General features: G+C 48.6%; 9 protein-coding genes. 4 read left to right on the forward strand and 5 right to left on the reverse strand.

Annotated features, from left to right (window positions below; all coding sequences use genetic code 11):
• Positions 1-435: 435 nt before the first annotated feature.
• Positions 436-1,443 carry a glucokinase gene (glk, locus tag ACO0K4_RS15320; RefSeq protein ID WP_422957516.1) on the forward strand — a complete coding sequence of 336 codons (1,008 nt, stop codon included), beginning with the start codon at positions 436-438 and terminating at the stop codon, positions 1,441-1,443.
• A gap of 121 nt (positions 1,444-1,564) precedes the next feature.
• Here the strand turns inward: glk and ACO0K4_RS15325 are convergent, their stop codons facing one another.
• Positions 1,565-3,001, reverse strand: coding sequence for an alpha-1,6-glucosidase domain-containing protein (locus tag ACO0K4_RS15325; protein WP_422957517.1), 1,437 nt, complete (start codon positions 2,999-3,001; stop codon positions 1,565-1,567).
• Positions 2,911-4,437: a hypothetical protein gene (locus ACO0K4_RS15330; protein WP_422957518.1), complete on the reverse strand. Its 1,527-nt coding sequence runs from the start codon at positions 4,435-4,437 to the stop codon at positions 2,911-2,913. Before ACO0K4_RS15330 ends, ACO0K4_RS15325 begins: the two co-directional genes overlap by 91 nt.
• Before the next feature lie 245 nt (positions 4,438-4,682).
• Here ACO0K4_RS15330 and ACO0K4_RS15335 point away from each other — a divergent pair, with 245 nt between their 5' ends.
• The 3 genes from ACO0K4_RS15335 (at position 4,683) to ACO0K4_RS15345 (ending at position 9,759) form a co-directional block, all read left to right on the forward strand.
• Entirely contained in the window at positions 4,683-6,374 is a 1,692-nt protein-coding gene (locus ACO0K4_RS15335) for an alpha-amylase family glycosyl hydrolase (RefSeq protein WP_422957520.1), read from the forward strand.
• A gap of 63 nt (positions 6,375-6,437) precedes the next feature.
• A complete protein-coding gene (locus tag ACO0K4_RS15340) occupies positions 6,438-8,345 on the forward strand; it encodes a glycoside hydrolase family 13 protein (RefSeq protein WP_422957521.1) in 1,908 nt (635 codons plus the stop codon).
• Between the two features lie 67 nt (positions 8,346-8,412).
• Positions 8,413-9,759 (forward strand): alpha-amylase family glycosyl hydrolase, encoded by a 1,347-nt coding sequence (locus ACO0K4_RS15345; RefSeq protein ID WP_422957523.1) that lies wholly within the window; start codon positions 8,413-8,415, stop codon positions 9,757-9,759.
• Positions 9,760-9,931: 172 nt separating this feature from the next.
• Here the strand turns inward: ACO0K4_RS15345 and ACO0K4_RS15350 are convergent, their stop codons facing one another.
• The 3 genes from ACO0K4_RS15350 to ACO0K4_RS15360 all read right to left on the reverse strand — a co-directional run bounded on the left by ACO0K4_RS15350 (position 9,932) and on the right by ACO0K4_RS15360 (position 15,359).
• Positions 9,932-11,599: an alpha-amylase family glycosyl hydrolase gene (locus ACO0K4_RS15350; protein WP_422957524.1), complete on the reverse strand. Its 1,668-nt coding sequence runs from the start codon at positions 11,597-11,599 to the stop codon at positions 9,932-9,934.
• A gap of 272 nt (positions 11,600-11,871) precedes the next feature.
• The gene (locus tag ACO0K4_RS15355) at positions 11,872-12,879 is read right to left on the reverse strand and encodes a substrate-binding domain-containing protein (RefSeq protein WP_422957525.1); all 1,008 of its coding nucleotides are present in this window, start codon (positions 12,877-12,879) and stop codon (positions 11,872-11,874) included.
• A gap of 140 nt (positions 12,880-13,019) precedes the next feature.
• Positions 13,020-15,359, reverse strand: a complete 2,340-nt coding sequence (locus tag ACO0K4_RS15360; protein ID WP_422957526.1) for a TIM-barrel domain-containing protein — start codon at positions 15,357-15,359, stop codon at positions 13,020-13,022.
• Between the last annotated feature and the right edge of the window lie 105 nt (positions 15,360-15,464).

Raw genomic sequence — 15,464 nt, forward strand, 5'->3', positions numbered from 1 at the left:
TTTTTCTAATAGGGACTAACTTCTGAAAACTCTTTAATCGATATTTGGCGGAACTGCTTACTCCTGCCTTTTCTCCGTGGTTCAGTGCCGCTTTGCTGAGGGATCGTGGTCTTGGTTTTTGTGCCAGTCCTATAGAAGTGATCTTTCAATACGAAGCTTGATAACAACTCCTTATAAATGATGCTCAGCACCTCATTACAAACGGGAAAACTCAAGCTTGACGAGAAGAATTTATCTCGGTGACCGTGTTTTTCAGGCTTTCCTCGTTTATCGGTTGCATCGAAACTGTAGTTTTGCTACATTACACTCATAAATTACTATTTAATTTTCTGGCAATCATCATGCAAAAACTTTTTTGTCGCTCACATCCCCAGAGGCGCCCTGCTGGCGGCCACCGCTGCGCAAGCACATCAGAGAGCAAGGAGTAACAAGGTGATGGCATCCGTTTCAATGAATAAATTATCCTCCACTACTTTTCCGTGGCTGGTCGCGGATATTGGCGGCAGTAATGCGCGCTTTGGCTGGATCGCCCGTAAAGATGCGGGCATCGAATTTGTCCGTACGCTACCTGTCATTGGCTTTACCGATCCGGTTGCCGCAACCAATGCTTACCTTGCCGATCTTGCTGCACAGCTCAAAGAGGATTACCAGGCACCGCGCTGCGCAGCTTTTGCGGTAGCGACCGCCGTTGCCAGTGACCAGGTTGTGTTCACGAATAGTCACTGGAGCTTCTCAAGAGCCGCGGTGCAATCGGCATTGCAACTGGATACGTTCATTGTATTAAATGATTTTGAAGCACTCGCCCTGTCCCTGCCGCGGCTAAGTGCAGCACAACTAAAATCCAATGGCCCGCTGCCGGTGCAGACAGGCACTCTGGCGGTGATTGGCCCGGGAACCGGTCTCGGTGTCGCCGGCGTGATTGAAACCAAAAAGGGCTGGATCGCGCTACCGGGAGAAGGCGGTCATGCAACATTAGCCGCTGGCGATGAATTTGAGAGCGCGCTGCTGAATCACGTCCGTACCTTATACCCACATGTCTCAGCAGAGCGTTTGCTATCCGGGATCGGCTTGCCGGTATTGCACAGAGCGGTTGCCACAGTCATGCAAGTCAGCACCACTGAACTCTCGGCTGAAGCGATCGTTGAGCAAGGCCTGGCAAACAGCGATCCTGTCTGCGCTAAAACCCTGGATATATTTTGCGCCTTGCTAGGTAGTTTCGCGGGCAGCGTTGCCCTGATTCTGGGGGCGCGCGGCGGCGTGTATATCGGCGGCGGCATCGTACCTCGCCTCGGTGATTACTTCTTTCAATCCAGATTTCGTGAGCGGTTTGAAGCAAAAGGTCGCTTCGACGGCTATCTGAAGCACATCCCTACCGCCTTGATTACCGACACGTTAGCGGCATTGACAGGCGCAGCAATGGCGATTGAACAGCAAGTAGAGTAAAGCCTGCTTAGAATAGCCCGCCGCCAATCAATTGGGCGTCCTTATTCACAGAATTAACCCACTCCGCCGGAACTCATTTCTGTTGATGTAATGAGTTCCGGCAGTCCACCGACCTGGTGAACTAAGGCTCCACAAATACCACCGCACTCCTGGCAGGAATAGTGAACTGGCCAGTCACCGCATCATAGCTTGCGAACTGCGCAGGTCGCTGATCTGCCGCGCCCGGCTGACCATGCACCGGATGCAGCACGTAATTTTTTGCAGCCTCTGCTGCGATGTTGATTGATTGGCTGGCCGGTGCCACATTGATGAAGTACATCAAACTTTTAAAGCCCGCATCTTGGTAAGCATGCCCGTCAAGATGTGCGACCAGCAGCACAGGATTTTGCTGCGAGCCTGTGTTGTAAAAATGCAGGCGCTGGCGAATATCTGCGCTCGTTTTCAGGCGAAACAAAGAAGAGCTTGCCCGGATTTTTAACAAGTCACGAAACATATCGCGTGCCATCGCAATATCACCGGGACGCGGCTTGATTGCCGCATTGCTCAGCAAGGGAATAAGGATCGCGTATTCGGCAGCATTATCTGTTGATGGTGGCAAGCCGGTTCCAAAATAATTGTCCTGATACGACCAGTCAATCCGGTTAAACCAATCACCCGAATCAAAACTATTTTTATCCATCGACTTAGAGCGCAAGGTATCAATACCCGCATGAAAATAGGCAACGCCCTGACTGAACGCATTAATAGCCGCGCCCAGCATCTGCACCCGCGTCCGGTCTTCATGACTGGTCGTCGTGGGTAGCTTGTAGGCATTCGCATCGAACAAGGTCTGGTTATCATGATTTTCTACATAATTAACCACCTCGGACGGCTCACTGATATACCCGGCGGGTTGACCACTGTAATCCAGTTTCGCCAGCGGCACCTGAACATCGCGCCGTGTCATCAAAAGATAATCACGGAGTGAGCCTGCCAGACCGACGCGCACCATATCGGCGGCGTCCATCAATTGCTGAACCTCAGTGCGGTTCAACGACTGACTGGCGAGCTCATTAGGTGCATAAAAAAGACCGTTGATATAACCCTGTTTTTTCACCAGATTGTCACCCAACTCTGCCGCACCGCCACCTCGTATCGCGTCTCTGGCTCTGTCGCTGAATGTCCCTATGCCAGATCCGTTCAGCGAGAGTTGCGACGCCTGCACAAAACGCGCACCATTCTCTACCTCACCAAAATTCCAGCCCTCACCGATGAGCTGCACATCACGGCCAGCAACTGATGTCAGCCTTGCCTTCAATTGCTCCATAAGCTGACGTGGCTGGTGTGCCATCAGGTCAAAGCGGAACGAATCGATTTTGTAGTGTTTTGCCCAGAGCAAAACAGAATCAACCATCAGTTTTGCCATCATTTTATTTTCGGTCGCTGTGTTGTCACAGCAGGTCGATTGCTCGACTGCACCACTCGCATTCAGACGGTGATAATAGCCGGGGACAATTTTATCGAGAACGGATTTCTCTTTCTGACCCGCTGCTGCGGCATGGTTATAAACGACGTCCATACCGACACGCAATCCCGCACGATGTACGCCATCACCATCTGACGAAGCTCTGTGATTCTGGTCGCACCGTTCGCCGGATCCGTGGCATAACTCCCTTCGGGTGCATTGTAATGATAAGGATCATAGCCCCAGTTAAAACAGTCTTTTGCGGCATTCGCCACGATGACAGCCTGCTGCGTAGTATCACTGGCCGTCCCATGGATGACGGGCGTCAGACAATCTTTTTCCGGCACTGTGGCAAAATCAAAAATAGGTAGCAGGTGAATATCCGTTAAACCCGATGCAGCGAGCGCTTGCAGATGTCGCATGCCATTTGAATTCGTCTCTGTAAATGCAGCATATTTACCGCGATGAGAAGCACTGACAGTAGGATCATTAATAGAAAAATCTCTGACATGCAACTCATACACCACCATGTCGGTTTGCGACTTCAATGGCGCGGGTGCCGTGACTGCATCCCACCCATCAGGCCTCAACCGCACATCATCAAGGCTGGCGATATAGCTGCGTTTTGAGTCAGTGGTTAAGCTGACGGAGTAAGGATCCGTCACCCGATTGCGAATAACCCCCACGCCATTCACCACCACATCAAGCAGGTATTGATAATATTTTCCGGATAAATTATGCGGTTTGACCAAAGTCCAGATACCGCTTGCAGGATCGCGCAACATCGGCTCTACAGCGGCAGCCTTGCCACTACCGGTATCAAAGCTGCACACATAGACCTGCTGGGCAGTCGGTGCCCATAGACGGAATTTAGTCGCCCTTGCAGCGACAGTAACACCGAGATCAGAGGCCGTTGTTGCTGCATCAAATACATCATCAACAACACCCGCTATTTGCAAATGGGTGGATGCTAATACGACGCCGTCTGCATTTTCCTGGACGAGGATCAGTTGCTGACGGAGCAGTTCAGCAACGCGCATGGCGTCCGGCTTTGCAAGCTGAAGCACCACACCATCAGCGAGATAACTAAAACGTGTCGCCACAGGTGCTGGCACAGCAGCATCAAAAACCTTGAGACTCAGGACGCCATCAGCATCACGAACCCGCTCGCCGACTTGTGCAACTACCTGAGCGGTAGCGGAATAATAAAGCTTGAATTGTCCGGTACTGGCCTTCGACGGCCACTGAATGAATCCGGCATCAAGCCAGACTGCGCGCGCTTCTGCCGGCATTTTTGCAGCGTGCAATACCGTTTGAAATTGCGACTCGTTACATGCCTCAATACCGGCACTCATCTGTGGAAAGCGATTCGCAGCAGCAACCTGATTGCTTTGCAAAATACTGATGACGAGAGCCACAACAATCAGCGAACACCACATCTTATTGCGCTTGATGATGGAAATGCCAGAAATAACATTGGCAATCATGCCCTGATTCTCCGGCCTGTTCTCTAACTTACCCCCCATGCTATCCACACTGATTCGCCCCATATGCCTGCTGTCCATATCTCAATTTTTTATTCAACTCATTAGCGATGCGACATGCGCACATACCTTCAGAGCAACCCCGGGTTCGCGTAGTAGAGCACCATTTTCATCACTGATTTTATTGTAGCATAACTACAAATAATATTAGCCAAGCTTGTTTTTAAAGCTTAAAATTGGGTGAAAATTTGGAAAAACCTAAAATATACCTATAAATAGTGTGTAGTTAATCTACATACATGGAGACAAGTATGCCTAACTCAGTTCATTCTGCGGTCGATGTGCGGCCGTCGATTTCAGTCACATGTCTCGCGTTTGTACTAGCGGTCAGCGCCTGTGGCGGTGGCTCAGGATCAAGCGCAACCGCCTCACTACCCGGTACACCATCCACACCAACGACACCAGCACCGCCGCCGAGTTTGCCGCCTGTCGATATCAGCAGCGTGTCTACCGGCAACACTATCAGCAGCTTGCCCGATGGATGGAGCAAAGGGGCATTCATAGAAATTTATGTACGCGGCTACAAAGATAGCGACGGCGATGGCGTCGGTGACTTGCGAGGTGTCACGCAAAGTCTCGACTATTTACGGGATTTAGGAATTAAGGGCATCTGGCTAATGCCAGTCACACGCAGTCAGGATGCGGATCATGGTTATGCAGTCAGCGACTACCGGAATATTGAAACCGGATACGGCAATCTCGCCGATTTTGATGAGCTCGTCAAACAAGCACACGCACGCGGTATCGGGATTATTCTCGACTATGTAATGAACCATAGCGCAGCGCAGAATCCGCTATTTATCAACTCATCCGCATCGCCTTCAAATGATTATCGCTCCTGGTATGTCTGGAAAGATACGGCTCCGGCTGGCTGGAGTATTTTTGGCGCGAATCCCTGGTACAGCACCTCAAACGGCGCTTATTTTGCAGGCTTCTGGTCACAGATGCCCGACTTCAATATGCTCAATCCCAAAGTGCTTAGCTACCATCAGGATAATCTGCGCTTCTGGATGAATCGCGGGGTTGACGGCTTTCGTTTTGATGCCGTCGGTCATCTGGTCGAAAATGGCCCGAATGACTGGTACGACCAACCCCAAAACTACCCTATCATGGGCAGCGTTCACCAAGCCGTCAATGCGTATCAACGTCGTTTCATGGTATGCGAAGCACCTGAAGACGTAGCAGGATTTTCTGCTGGCAATGTCTGCGGCAGCGCCTTTGGCTTTGGCCATAATTACGACATCGTGAACGCAGCGAAAGGTAAAACGGATGCGATCAATGCCGTCGCGAATTACTTCAAGACGATGACAACCGAGGTTTCGACCATGGTCTCGAACCATGATTCATTTGCAGGGGATCGCTTATGGGATCAGGTCGGGGGAGACACGGCCAAATATAAACTCGCCGCCGCCACTTATTTACTGCAACCGGGTACGCCATTTATTTACTACGGTGAAGAAATCGGTATGGCAGGAGCCGCTACACTGAGTGGCGATCCCAAGTTACGTACACCGATGAGCTGGACTAATAATGCAAGCAATGCCGGATTCAGTACGGGAATGCCATTCCGCGCCTTATCCGCGAATGTGGCAGCACAAAATGTCGCCGCACAAATCGCAGATCCGAACTCTATCTACAGCTTTTATAAAGCCATGCTCAATTTGCGCAATAGCCGCATGTCAGTCAGTCAGGGTAATTACAGCAATGTGTTTGTCTCCGGCAGCCTCATAGGATTTCAACGCCAGTCTGGCAGCGAAAAAACACTGATATTGATTAATTACGGCAGTACATCAGCACAGGCAAGTCTGAGTAATTTATCTGCTAACGCCAGTCTGGCAAGCCTCTATCCGCAAAGCGGAACGACAATCCTTGCCGATGGATCGGGAAATTCCCAGATCACGATGGCAGCACAATCTGTGCAGGTAATCAATGTGACGCCTTAGCGATTTCTGACCTATAAAGTAAGTGTGCAGCTTGAATTGATAAATCCAAATAATTTAAATCCAATGAAGCTACTCTACTCCCTGCTTGCGTTGATTAGCCTGAGCGGACAGCTCACTAATACGGTGAGTGCTCAAACACTCGCTGCCCCGGTAAAAGCTACAGCAACTGCATCAGCGGATTACCAGATCACGCACCTGGAACCGGCATCATGGTGGGTGGGAATGAATAACCCGCAGCTAGAGTTAATGGTGCACGGTCACCGTATTGCAGAATTAACTCCGGACATCCAGTATCCCGGGGTCACCATCAAGTCCGTCCAGCGAGTCAGCAATCCTAACTATCTGTTTATCCAGCTCGACATCACTCATCAGGCCTTACCGGGTAAACTGGATATCAACTTTAGCCGCCAGGGAATCCAGGTTCTGCACACTGGTTATCAGCTCAATGCCCGCCGTGAGCACTCTGCACAACGCAAAGGATTCAGTCCGTCCGATGCAATATATCTGCTAGTACCCGACCGGTTCGCCAATGGCAATCCGGCTAATGACTCGGTTCCACAACTCATAGAAAGTAGCAATCGCACCAAACCCGGCGGCAGGCATGGCGGTGATTTACAAGGTATTAGCGACCATCTGGATTACATCGCTCAAATGGGATTCACCACGATCTGGCCGACGCCATTGACACAAAATAATCAGGCTGCTTATTCCTATCACGGCTACTCAGCAACTGACCTGTATCAGGTCGACGCCAGACTGGGAAGTAACGAGGACTATCGCCAGCTGGTTAGTAAAGCGAAAAGCAAAGGCCTGGGATTTATTCAAGACATCGTGTTGAACCATATAGGATCCGGGCACTGGTGGATGAAGGACATGCCATCGCCTGACTGGTTGAATTTTCCGGACAAATATACAGAAACCTCGCATGCACGCAGCACAGTGCAAGACCCGCATGCAGCACAAGGCGATAAAGAAAAATTCACCAGCGGCTGGTTCACGACCACAATGCCTGACCTGAATCAGCGCAATTCCCTGCTAGCAACTTACCTGATACAAAACACTATCTGGTGGATTGAATACGCTGATCTGTCCGGCATTCGTACTGATACCTATTCTTACTCGGACAAAAATTTTCTCGCTGACTGGTCGCGTAGTGTGATCAATGAATATCCACGCCTGAATCTCGTCGGCGAAGAGTGGAGCAATAACCCCGCCATCGTCGCTTACTGGCAGCGAGGAAAATATAATCCGGACGGTTATGCGTCCAGCATGCCAGGCATGATGGATTTTCCCCTGCATGACAGTCTGCGTGCGGGCTTGATGGGTGAGGAGTCAACAGCAGAAGGTTTGATGAAAATGTATCTGGCAGTTGCCAATGACTTTGTCTATCCAGATGCCAGTAACCTGGTTATTTTTGAGGGTAACCACGATACGAGCCGGCTTTTTTCAGCATTAAATAATAGCCTCCCGCATTACAAAATAGCATTAGCTTATCTCGCTACGATGCGGGGTATTCCGCAATTTTTTTACGGTACAGAAATGTTGATGCAAAGTCCGAAAAAACGTGACGACGGCAAGGTGCGCAGTGATTTCCCCGGCGGGTGGGCGGGTGACAAGGTCAGTGCATTTACAGGACTGGGATTAAGTAAGGCGCAAAAAGAAGCGCAAGATTTTATGCGTCAATTGCTGAACTGGCGAAAAACCTCTACCGCCATTCATCAGGGAAAGTTATTACATTACCTTCCGGAAAACGGTTGTTATGTTTATTTTCGTTATACCGGCACCCAAAAAGTGATGGTGATATTAAACAAAAATAATACTGAAACTCATCTCGCCACCTCACGCTTTTTTGAAATGTTAAGCCCCACGGCAAAGGGCCGCAATGTTTTGACAGGACAAGAGATCGATTTGAAAAAACTCCTGCATTTACCACCGCTCTCAGCGACGATTATCGACATCAACGAACTCTGACAAATAACTGATTGATAGCTGGTTGAACATATTCTACTTTTTAACGACTGATCTCTTTGAGGGCAACATGAAAAAACTCCTTACCTTACTTGCATTGAGTGCCAGCACCCTCTTACCACTTACCGTTTACGCACAAGTGCAATCTTCAGTGAAACATCTGGCATGGACAAAAAATGCCACGATTTATGAGGCGAATATTCGCCAGCACTCAAAAGAAGGTAGCTTTCAAAAATTTGAAGAATATTTGCCAGAATTAAAAAAGATGGGCGTCAGCGTGATCTGGCTGATGCCGATCAATCCTATCGGTGAGACAAATCGTAAAGGCACTTTAGGTAGTTATTACGCGGTAAAAGACTATCGTGGTGTCAATCCGGAATTTGGTACACCCGCTGATTTTAAACATCTGGTGAATGCTATTCATGCCGCCGGGATGTATGTGATCATCGACTGGGTTCCTAACCATACAGCCTGGGATCATCCGTGGGCAAAAGAACATCCGGATTTCTATAAAAAAGATAAGGATGGAAATTTCACGCCACCAGTTCCTGACTGGATGGACGTTATTGCATTGAACTATGAGAACAAACAACTGCGCAGCGAAATGATCGAGGCAATGCGTTTCTGGCTTACTGAATATCAGCTTGATGGCTTCCGCTGTGATGTTGCCGCAATGGTGCCAGTCGATTTTTGGAATGAAGCGAGAGTGGCACTCGACAAGACCAAACCCGTCTTCATGCTGGCGGAAGCAACCGAATTCCAATTGCAGGAAAAAGCCTTCGACATGACCTATGGCTGGCAATTCAAAGACTTGTTCAATGATATCGCTCAGGGTAAAAAATCTGCGAAAGATTTAGATGCCTACCTGAATGGTGAGGAAAAAAACTATCATCCAAATTCTTATCGCATGCTGCACATTACGAACCATGACCTGAATAGCTGGGAAGGAACAGAATTTGAGCGGCTTGGCGACGCGACGGAATCGTTCTTGGTGCTGTCAAATGTGCTCAAGGGAATGCCGCTGCTATATAGCGGACAGGAGGCCGGTAATACCAAACGCCTGGACTTCTTTGAACGTGACCCTATTCAGTGGAAAGATCATCCGTTCAAACAGCTATACACCAAATTATTTCAATTGAAGAAAACGAACAAAGCATTGTGGAACGGACTTGCCGGTGGTCAGTTAGTCAAAATCAATACTGGCAATGACGACAATGTGTTTGCATTTACCCGAAAAAAAGAGAGTAATAAAATTGTGGCCATTTTTAATTTATCGAATAAAGAGCAGGTAGCAACAATCAATCATGTTCTCAAAGACAAGGGCATGGTTGATGTCATGTCAGGCGAAAAATTACTTTCAACAGGCTCACAAAAATTCACTTTGAAACCTTGGGACTATAAAGTATTTGCGAAATAAAAAAGACAAATACATAGGTAAATACATAGGCAAACGAATAAATAAAATAAAGGGCAGATAATCTGCCCTTTATTTTATTTATGTATTGGTTTCTATATTAATTTCAGCACACGTTCCTGTTTTTATATTCCGGCGCTTTCACCTACTTTTTAACCTTCGCCAGAATCGGGGCTTACGCCTGAATTTGTATGCCAAACCATGCGCCATAAGCTGGCAAGCTCACTTGAGTACCCTGTACATCTCCAAGCAAGCGATGTCCGCTCATCGCCACATATCCAGAGGCATCAGGCCAGTCAAACGTGATGGCCTCACTACCTAAGTTAAATGCTGCAATCACACTGGGCATGCCATCAAGGCTGCGGCGTAATGCCAGTACAGGCTCTGGTACTATAAAGAAAGCGATATCGCCACGCGTCAGTTGAGGAATTTTCTTGCGCCAGTGAAGAATATGACGACTGAAGTTCAGCGCCGAATCCGGATCAGATTCCTGAAGTGATACAGCAGCGGTACGATGCACTGCCGGCACGGGTAGCCAGGGTTGACCCTCGGAAAATCCGGCATTCGCCGAAGCAGCATCCCAAGGCATCGGTGTACGGCAGCCGTCACGTCCTTTAGACTCAGGCCAGAAAGTAATACCGACAGGATCCTGCAACACTTCATAAGGTAAATCAGCCTCAACCAGAGCCAACTCGTCCCCTTGATACAGGCATGGCGTTCCCTTTAATGACAACTGCATTGCGAGGACGAGCTTGGCGAATTCAGGTGTGGCTTGAGCACCGCCCCAGCGGCTCATTACGCGCGCAACGTCATGATTGCCAACGGACCAGGAGGCGCCACCGCCCACTACACGCCGCTCGAACTCCTCAACCTGGGAGCGGATGTACTGAGCCGACTTATCAGATGTCAGTAGATTGAAGCTGTAGGCCATGTGCAGCTTGTTGTTATCAGCGGTGTATTCTGCCATCACGCCGAGCGCATCATCTGAACCGATTTCACCGATAGAAATCGCGTCATACTCATTTAAAAGACAACGGACTTTTTCAAAGAACGCGAGATTTTCAGGACGAGTATTGTCGTAGATATGGGCTTGCATCCCATACGGATTAACTGCGGAAACGCTGGTAGTGTTTTGCTTTGCCGCAGGAGGATTACTACGTAGCTGCAGGTCATGAAAATGAAAAATGCAGGCATCAAGACGGAATCCATCGACACCCCGTTCTAGCCAGAAGCGCATATTATCCAGATGCGCCTGTTGTACAGCGGGCTGATGGAAATTCATATCTGGCTGACTGGTCAGAAAATTGTGCAGATAATATTGCAGGCGACGAGTATCCCATTGCCACGCAGAGCCGCCAAAAATTGACATCCAGTTGTTCGGTGGCGTCCCGTCGGCCTGAGGATCGGCCCAGACATACCAGTCCTCTTTTGAATTGGTTCGGCTGCTACGACTCTCGACGAACCACGGATGAGCATCCGAAGTATGAGATAGCACCTGATCAATCATGATCTTTAAACCCAGTGTATGCGCACGTTGTATCAGACGATCAAAATCAGCCAGAGTACCGAACAAGGGATCTACATTGCAGTAGTCAGATACGTCGTAACCAAAGTCCTTCATCGGCGATGTAAAGAATGGCGAGATCCATACAATGTCAACGCCGAGACTGGCGATGTAGTCGAGTTTGGCAGTGATGCCGGGCAAATCACCTATGCCGTCACCATTCGTATCCAGATAGCTACGCGGATACACCTGGTAAATCACGGCTTCGCGCCACCAGTCAGCCTTGCCAGCAGAATTCTTGCCTGACTTTTGTTCCGATTTTTCGTGCAGATCGTTCATACCATGTCTCTTATTTTATCTATCTAGCAGAAATCAATTACCTGCTATCCACAATTACTCAGCGCAAAACTGTCTTACCAACCTTTGGCAAGATCAAATCCAAAGCGCTTTGAATTCCTTAAAGTATAATCCAAAGCGCTTTGGATTACTTGCATATTTACATGAATTCACAGAAATACCGGGCATCGTTATGCATAGGGCTGACACAGGAAACATTCAGCCGGCAGATAGCCGGAAGCCATGCAAGAAGTACGTAAAAATTTACGCGGAGATTATTTACAAACACCAACCGTCTCACCTGCCAGTAATATCGGTTGCCATAACACCTGAAGTTCGGATGGCGGCGTACCGTCAAGTAAAGCGAGAAGCATCTCTATCATGCGACTACCCGCCTGATCAGGGCGCGGTTGGTCAATCGTCGTGACGTTGTAACCGGCTAATGAATCTTCCATTTTGCCCCAGACAATGATGGAGATTGCCGAAGAAATCTCTATTCTGGCATCGAGCAAAGCCCGCATTGCACCTACGCCTGACATATGATTATCGACAATCACAGCACTCGGAATGGTCGATCCGTTCAGAAGTTGCTGCATTGCCTGATAACCGCTGCGCCGGTCGATGGTGTTGTCGATCAGATAGCGCGGATCGGCCTGCAACCCGGCATCGCTCATGGCAGTAACAAAACTGTTATAGCGCTGACGTGCAAAGTTCATCTCCAGAGGCGCACTGATCAGAGCAATGCGCTGATGACCGTAGGCAAGCAGATGTTTCACGGCAATGCGCATCCCCTCCTCATTGTCGTAATCAAACCAGGCATGCGGCTCATTGACCTGCGTACGTCCGTGAGCGATAAAAGGCAAACCCTGCCCTGTCAGGTAGGCGACACGTGCATCATTCAAACGGGTACGACCGACGATCAGGCCATCAACACGCCGCTCCTGCACCATATGCTGATAGGCACGCAGCTCATTGGCGGGCGATACCGGCGCAATGATCAAATCCATCTGACGCTCTTCCAGAGTCGCCGACATACCGCCGACAATCTCCATGAACATAGGATCAGCGAGATCATTAGGCGAAAGCGGATGAATAATACCAACGACATTCGTCCGCCCGACAGCCAGACTACGCGCCATCGGATTGGGCCGGTAGCCCGCCGCATTGGCCGCCGCCATGACACGCTGCCGTGTCTTTTCACTGACCTCAGGATAGCCGTTTAATGCACGGCTTACTGTGGTCTCGGAAATACCGAGATTCCGTGCCAGGTTCTTAAGATTCATTGCTGTTTTCAATTTATCACGCCATTACTTCGCATTCTAATTGACTAGTGAGCTTTATCTGCTACTTGCCCGTTGGGGAATTTAATTTAGCCAGCTACTTTTCAGCTGATCGTCCGCGCTTTACGTAATTGTGTTCCCGTCTAATGTGCGAACTGCACAGTGACTGTCTGCGCGATATTTGCACGCCAGTCGACCATGATATTTAATTGCTTTTTCTGCGTATCCCATACGAACGGAATAGCGCGCTGATTCAATTTTACTGCGCTCGGTTTCGAGGATACGTTGTGTACACAGACAGTCACTTTTCTGTCGATAGAGTCGACATGACGCCCAAGTCGGTTGCCAAGATGCAAGCTCAACTGCTGCGCAGCAAATGTACTGGAAAATTCCAGTAATTCGTAACGTCCTTTTTCAAATGCGGAAGACGTTTCACCATCGTCCTCATACAATTTGCCACTACTCTTCGTTACGGACGCATCATGGTAGTAATGCAAATTCAATGATTTGGTGGAATACGCTGTCGTATTTTGAATCACATTGATCATCGGAATAAAAGCACCCGCCCTGACATATACCGGAATATGCGAATTAACTACCGGCAAGGATTGTGTAGTACCGCCTTTGAATCGCTGATCCGTATAAAAATCAAACCAGTTGTTCTTTGCGGGAAAATAGATACTTGCTTCTTTTTCTCCCGCCGTCATGATGGGATGGACTAAAAAGTCATTCCCCCAAAAATAGGTATCAGCCACATTAAACAGTGCCTGATTTGCTGGCTCCGCATAGAACAAGGGGCGCATGAAGGGCACGCCAAGCTGGTTATTATCAAATGCCAGCGTATAGTTGTACGGCAATAACTGATAGCGCAACTGAATCGCTGCTTTGGCTAACTCTTTCGTTTTTTGCTCACGCAAGACTGGCTCAGAGGCAACTTCTTCCTGAGCATGCGGACGGAACACTGGCTGAAAGACGCCGTATTGCAGCCAGCGCGTATACAGCTCATCATCAAGATTCGCCCCTGCAAATCCACCAAGATCAGAGTGCATATACGCCATCCCCTGCATACCCATTTGCAATGCAATTTCAGGCTGCGAGCGAAGTCCGCCCCAAGTCCTGTTCACATCGCCTGACCATGGAATCATGCCGTAGTGCTGCGAGCCAGAATAACCGGATCGCATCAGGATAAAAGGTCTTTGCCCGGGAAATTCTTTTTTATATCCATCGGCAATAAGCTTGGCCCATTGATGTCCATAGATATTGTGCATCTGATCGGCAGATCCGGTCTTATGCTGCAAGGCTGAAGGATGCACCTCAGGCTCCCCCAGATCACCCCACCAACCGGCAACGCCTTCGCTTTTTAAATTTTTATAAATATTCCATAACCAGTCTTGTGCCGGAGGGTTAAAAATATCGATCAAACCGGTATTGCCGAAATAAAAATCATAGGTAAATGGTTTCCCGTTTTTATCGGTAGCGAGAATATTTTTTTGTACTGCCTCGCCCCATTTACCGGATGTGGTGAGGATAAACGGTTCGGTAATCAATATCGTTTTAACGCCTTTATCTGCGAAATCCGAAATCATCTTTTTCGGATCAGGGAAATTATCTTTATCAAACTCCAGATTTCCCAGAGTCCCCTTGATGTCTTTACCGAACCAGTACAAATCAAAAATAATCGCATCAACCGGAATTTGTTCCATCTCAAATTTATCGAGAACAGAGCGCGCCTCTGCTTCTGAATGGTAACCAAAGCGGCTGGCAAAATTCCCGAAAGTCCAGCGTGGTGGCAAGGGTTGTTTGCCCGTTAAATTTGTATAATTGCCGACGAGTTCTTCCCAGCTATCACCGGCGATGACCTGATACGTTTTACGACCACTGATCGTTTCATACGCTAATACCTTATCCTTTTTACTGTCCAGGTCCAGATAGCCAATCGGCGCATTATCGAAATGCAGACCGTACATCTTTGAAGAGAATACCAAGGGCATGGCAAAGTTCATTTGCTCAGACCGCTCCTCATAACCGTAATGTGCCTTGTTGTAGAGAGGCAGGCGATTACCGCGACGATTCATTCCCAAAGCGCGCGCACCAGCGCCATACAGTGCTTCGCTAGCATCAAGATTAAAGTCCAGAATCTCGGCGCCTTCTTTTTTTACATAACCATTTTTCTCGGAAAGCAACGGCTTTCCTTTATAAAAATAACTGATCTGAAAAGGTGACTTGTTGATACTGACATGCATCTCAGCAACACGATATTCAAGCTTGCCGGACATGACCGTCAGCTTGTGCTTTATCCCCGATGGGACCATGACGACGGCATGTGATGCCGGATCAAAGTTCTCACCATCTGGAATAAAACTGGTCTCGATAATTTTGTCGGAATATGGCTTAATGAGATAGCGGCCATCATTGGTTTTAATCTCAAGATAGTTGGCTTTATCTGTAATGCTCTCTATCGTCCGATTTATATTTTGCGCCATTACATTGCTCGCCAGCGTAAGCGGAAATATGCTGATTACAGCACGCAGGGCGCACTGGATTATCTGATTTTTTTTCATTGTGGAGAGCATAATCATCTGACTTGA

Source organism: Undibacterium sp. RuTC16W (assembly GCF_049339445.1).
Classification (GTDB): Bacteria; Pseudomonadota; Gammaproteobacteria; order Burkholderiales; family Burkholderiaceae_D; genus Undibacterium.

Coding starts and splice junctions, on each gene's coding strand:
- ACO0K4_RS15330 (WP_422957518.1), bottom strand. CDS start 4,437: ATGGGGCGAATCAGTGTGGATAGCATGGGGGGTAAGTTAGAGAACAGG.
- ACO0K4_RS15325 (WP_422957517.1), bottom strand. CDS start 3,001: ATGGACGTCGTTTATAACCATGCCGCAGCAGCGGGTCAGAAAGAGAAA.
- ACO0K4_RS15340 (WP_422957521.1), top strand. CDS start 6,438: ATGAAGCTACTCTACTCCCTGCTTGCGTTGATTAGCCTGAGCGGACAG.
- ACO0K4_RS15335 (WP_422957520.1), top strand. CDS start 4,683: ATGCCTAACTCAGTTCATTCTGCGGTCGATGTGCGGCCGTCGATTTCA.
- ACO0K4_RS15350 (WP_422957524.1), bottom strand. CDS start 11,599: ATGAACGATCTGCACGAAAAATCGGAACAAAAGTCAGGCAAGAATTCT.
- ACO0K4_RS15355 (WP_422957525.1), bottom strand. CDS start 12,879: ATGAATCTTAAGAACCTGGCACGGAATCTCGGTATTTCCGAGACCACA.
- ACO0K4_RS15345 (WP_422957523.1), top strand. CDS start 8,413: ATGAAAAAACTCCTTACCTTACTTGCATTGAGTGCCAGCACCCTCTTA.
- ACO0K4_RS15360 (WP_422957526.1), bottom strand. CDS start 15,359: ATGGCGCAAAATATAAATCGGACGATAGAGAGCATTACAGATAAAGCC.
- glk (WP_422957516.1), top strand. CDS start 436: ATGGCATCCGTTTCAATGAATAAATTATCCTCCACTACTTTTCCGTGG.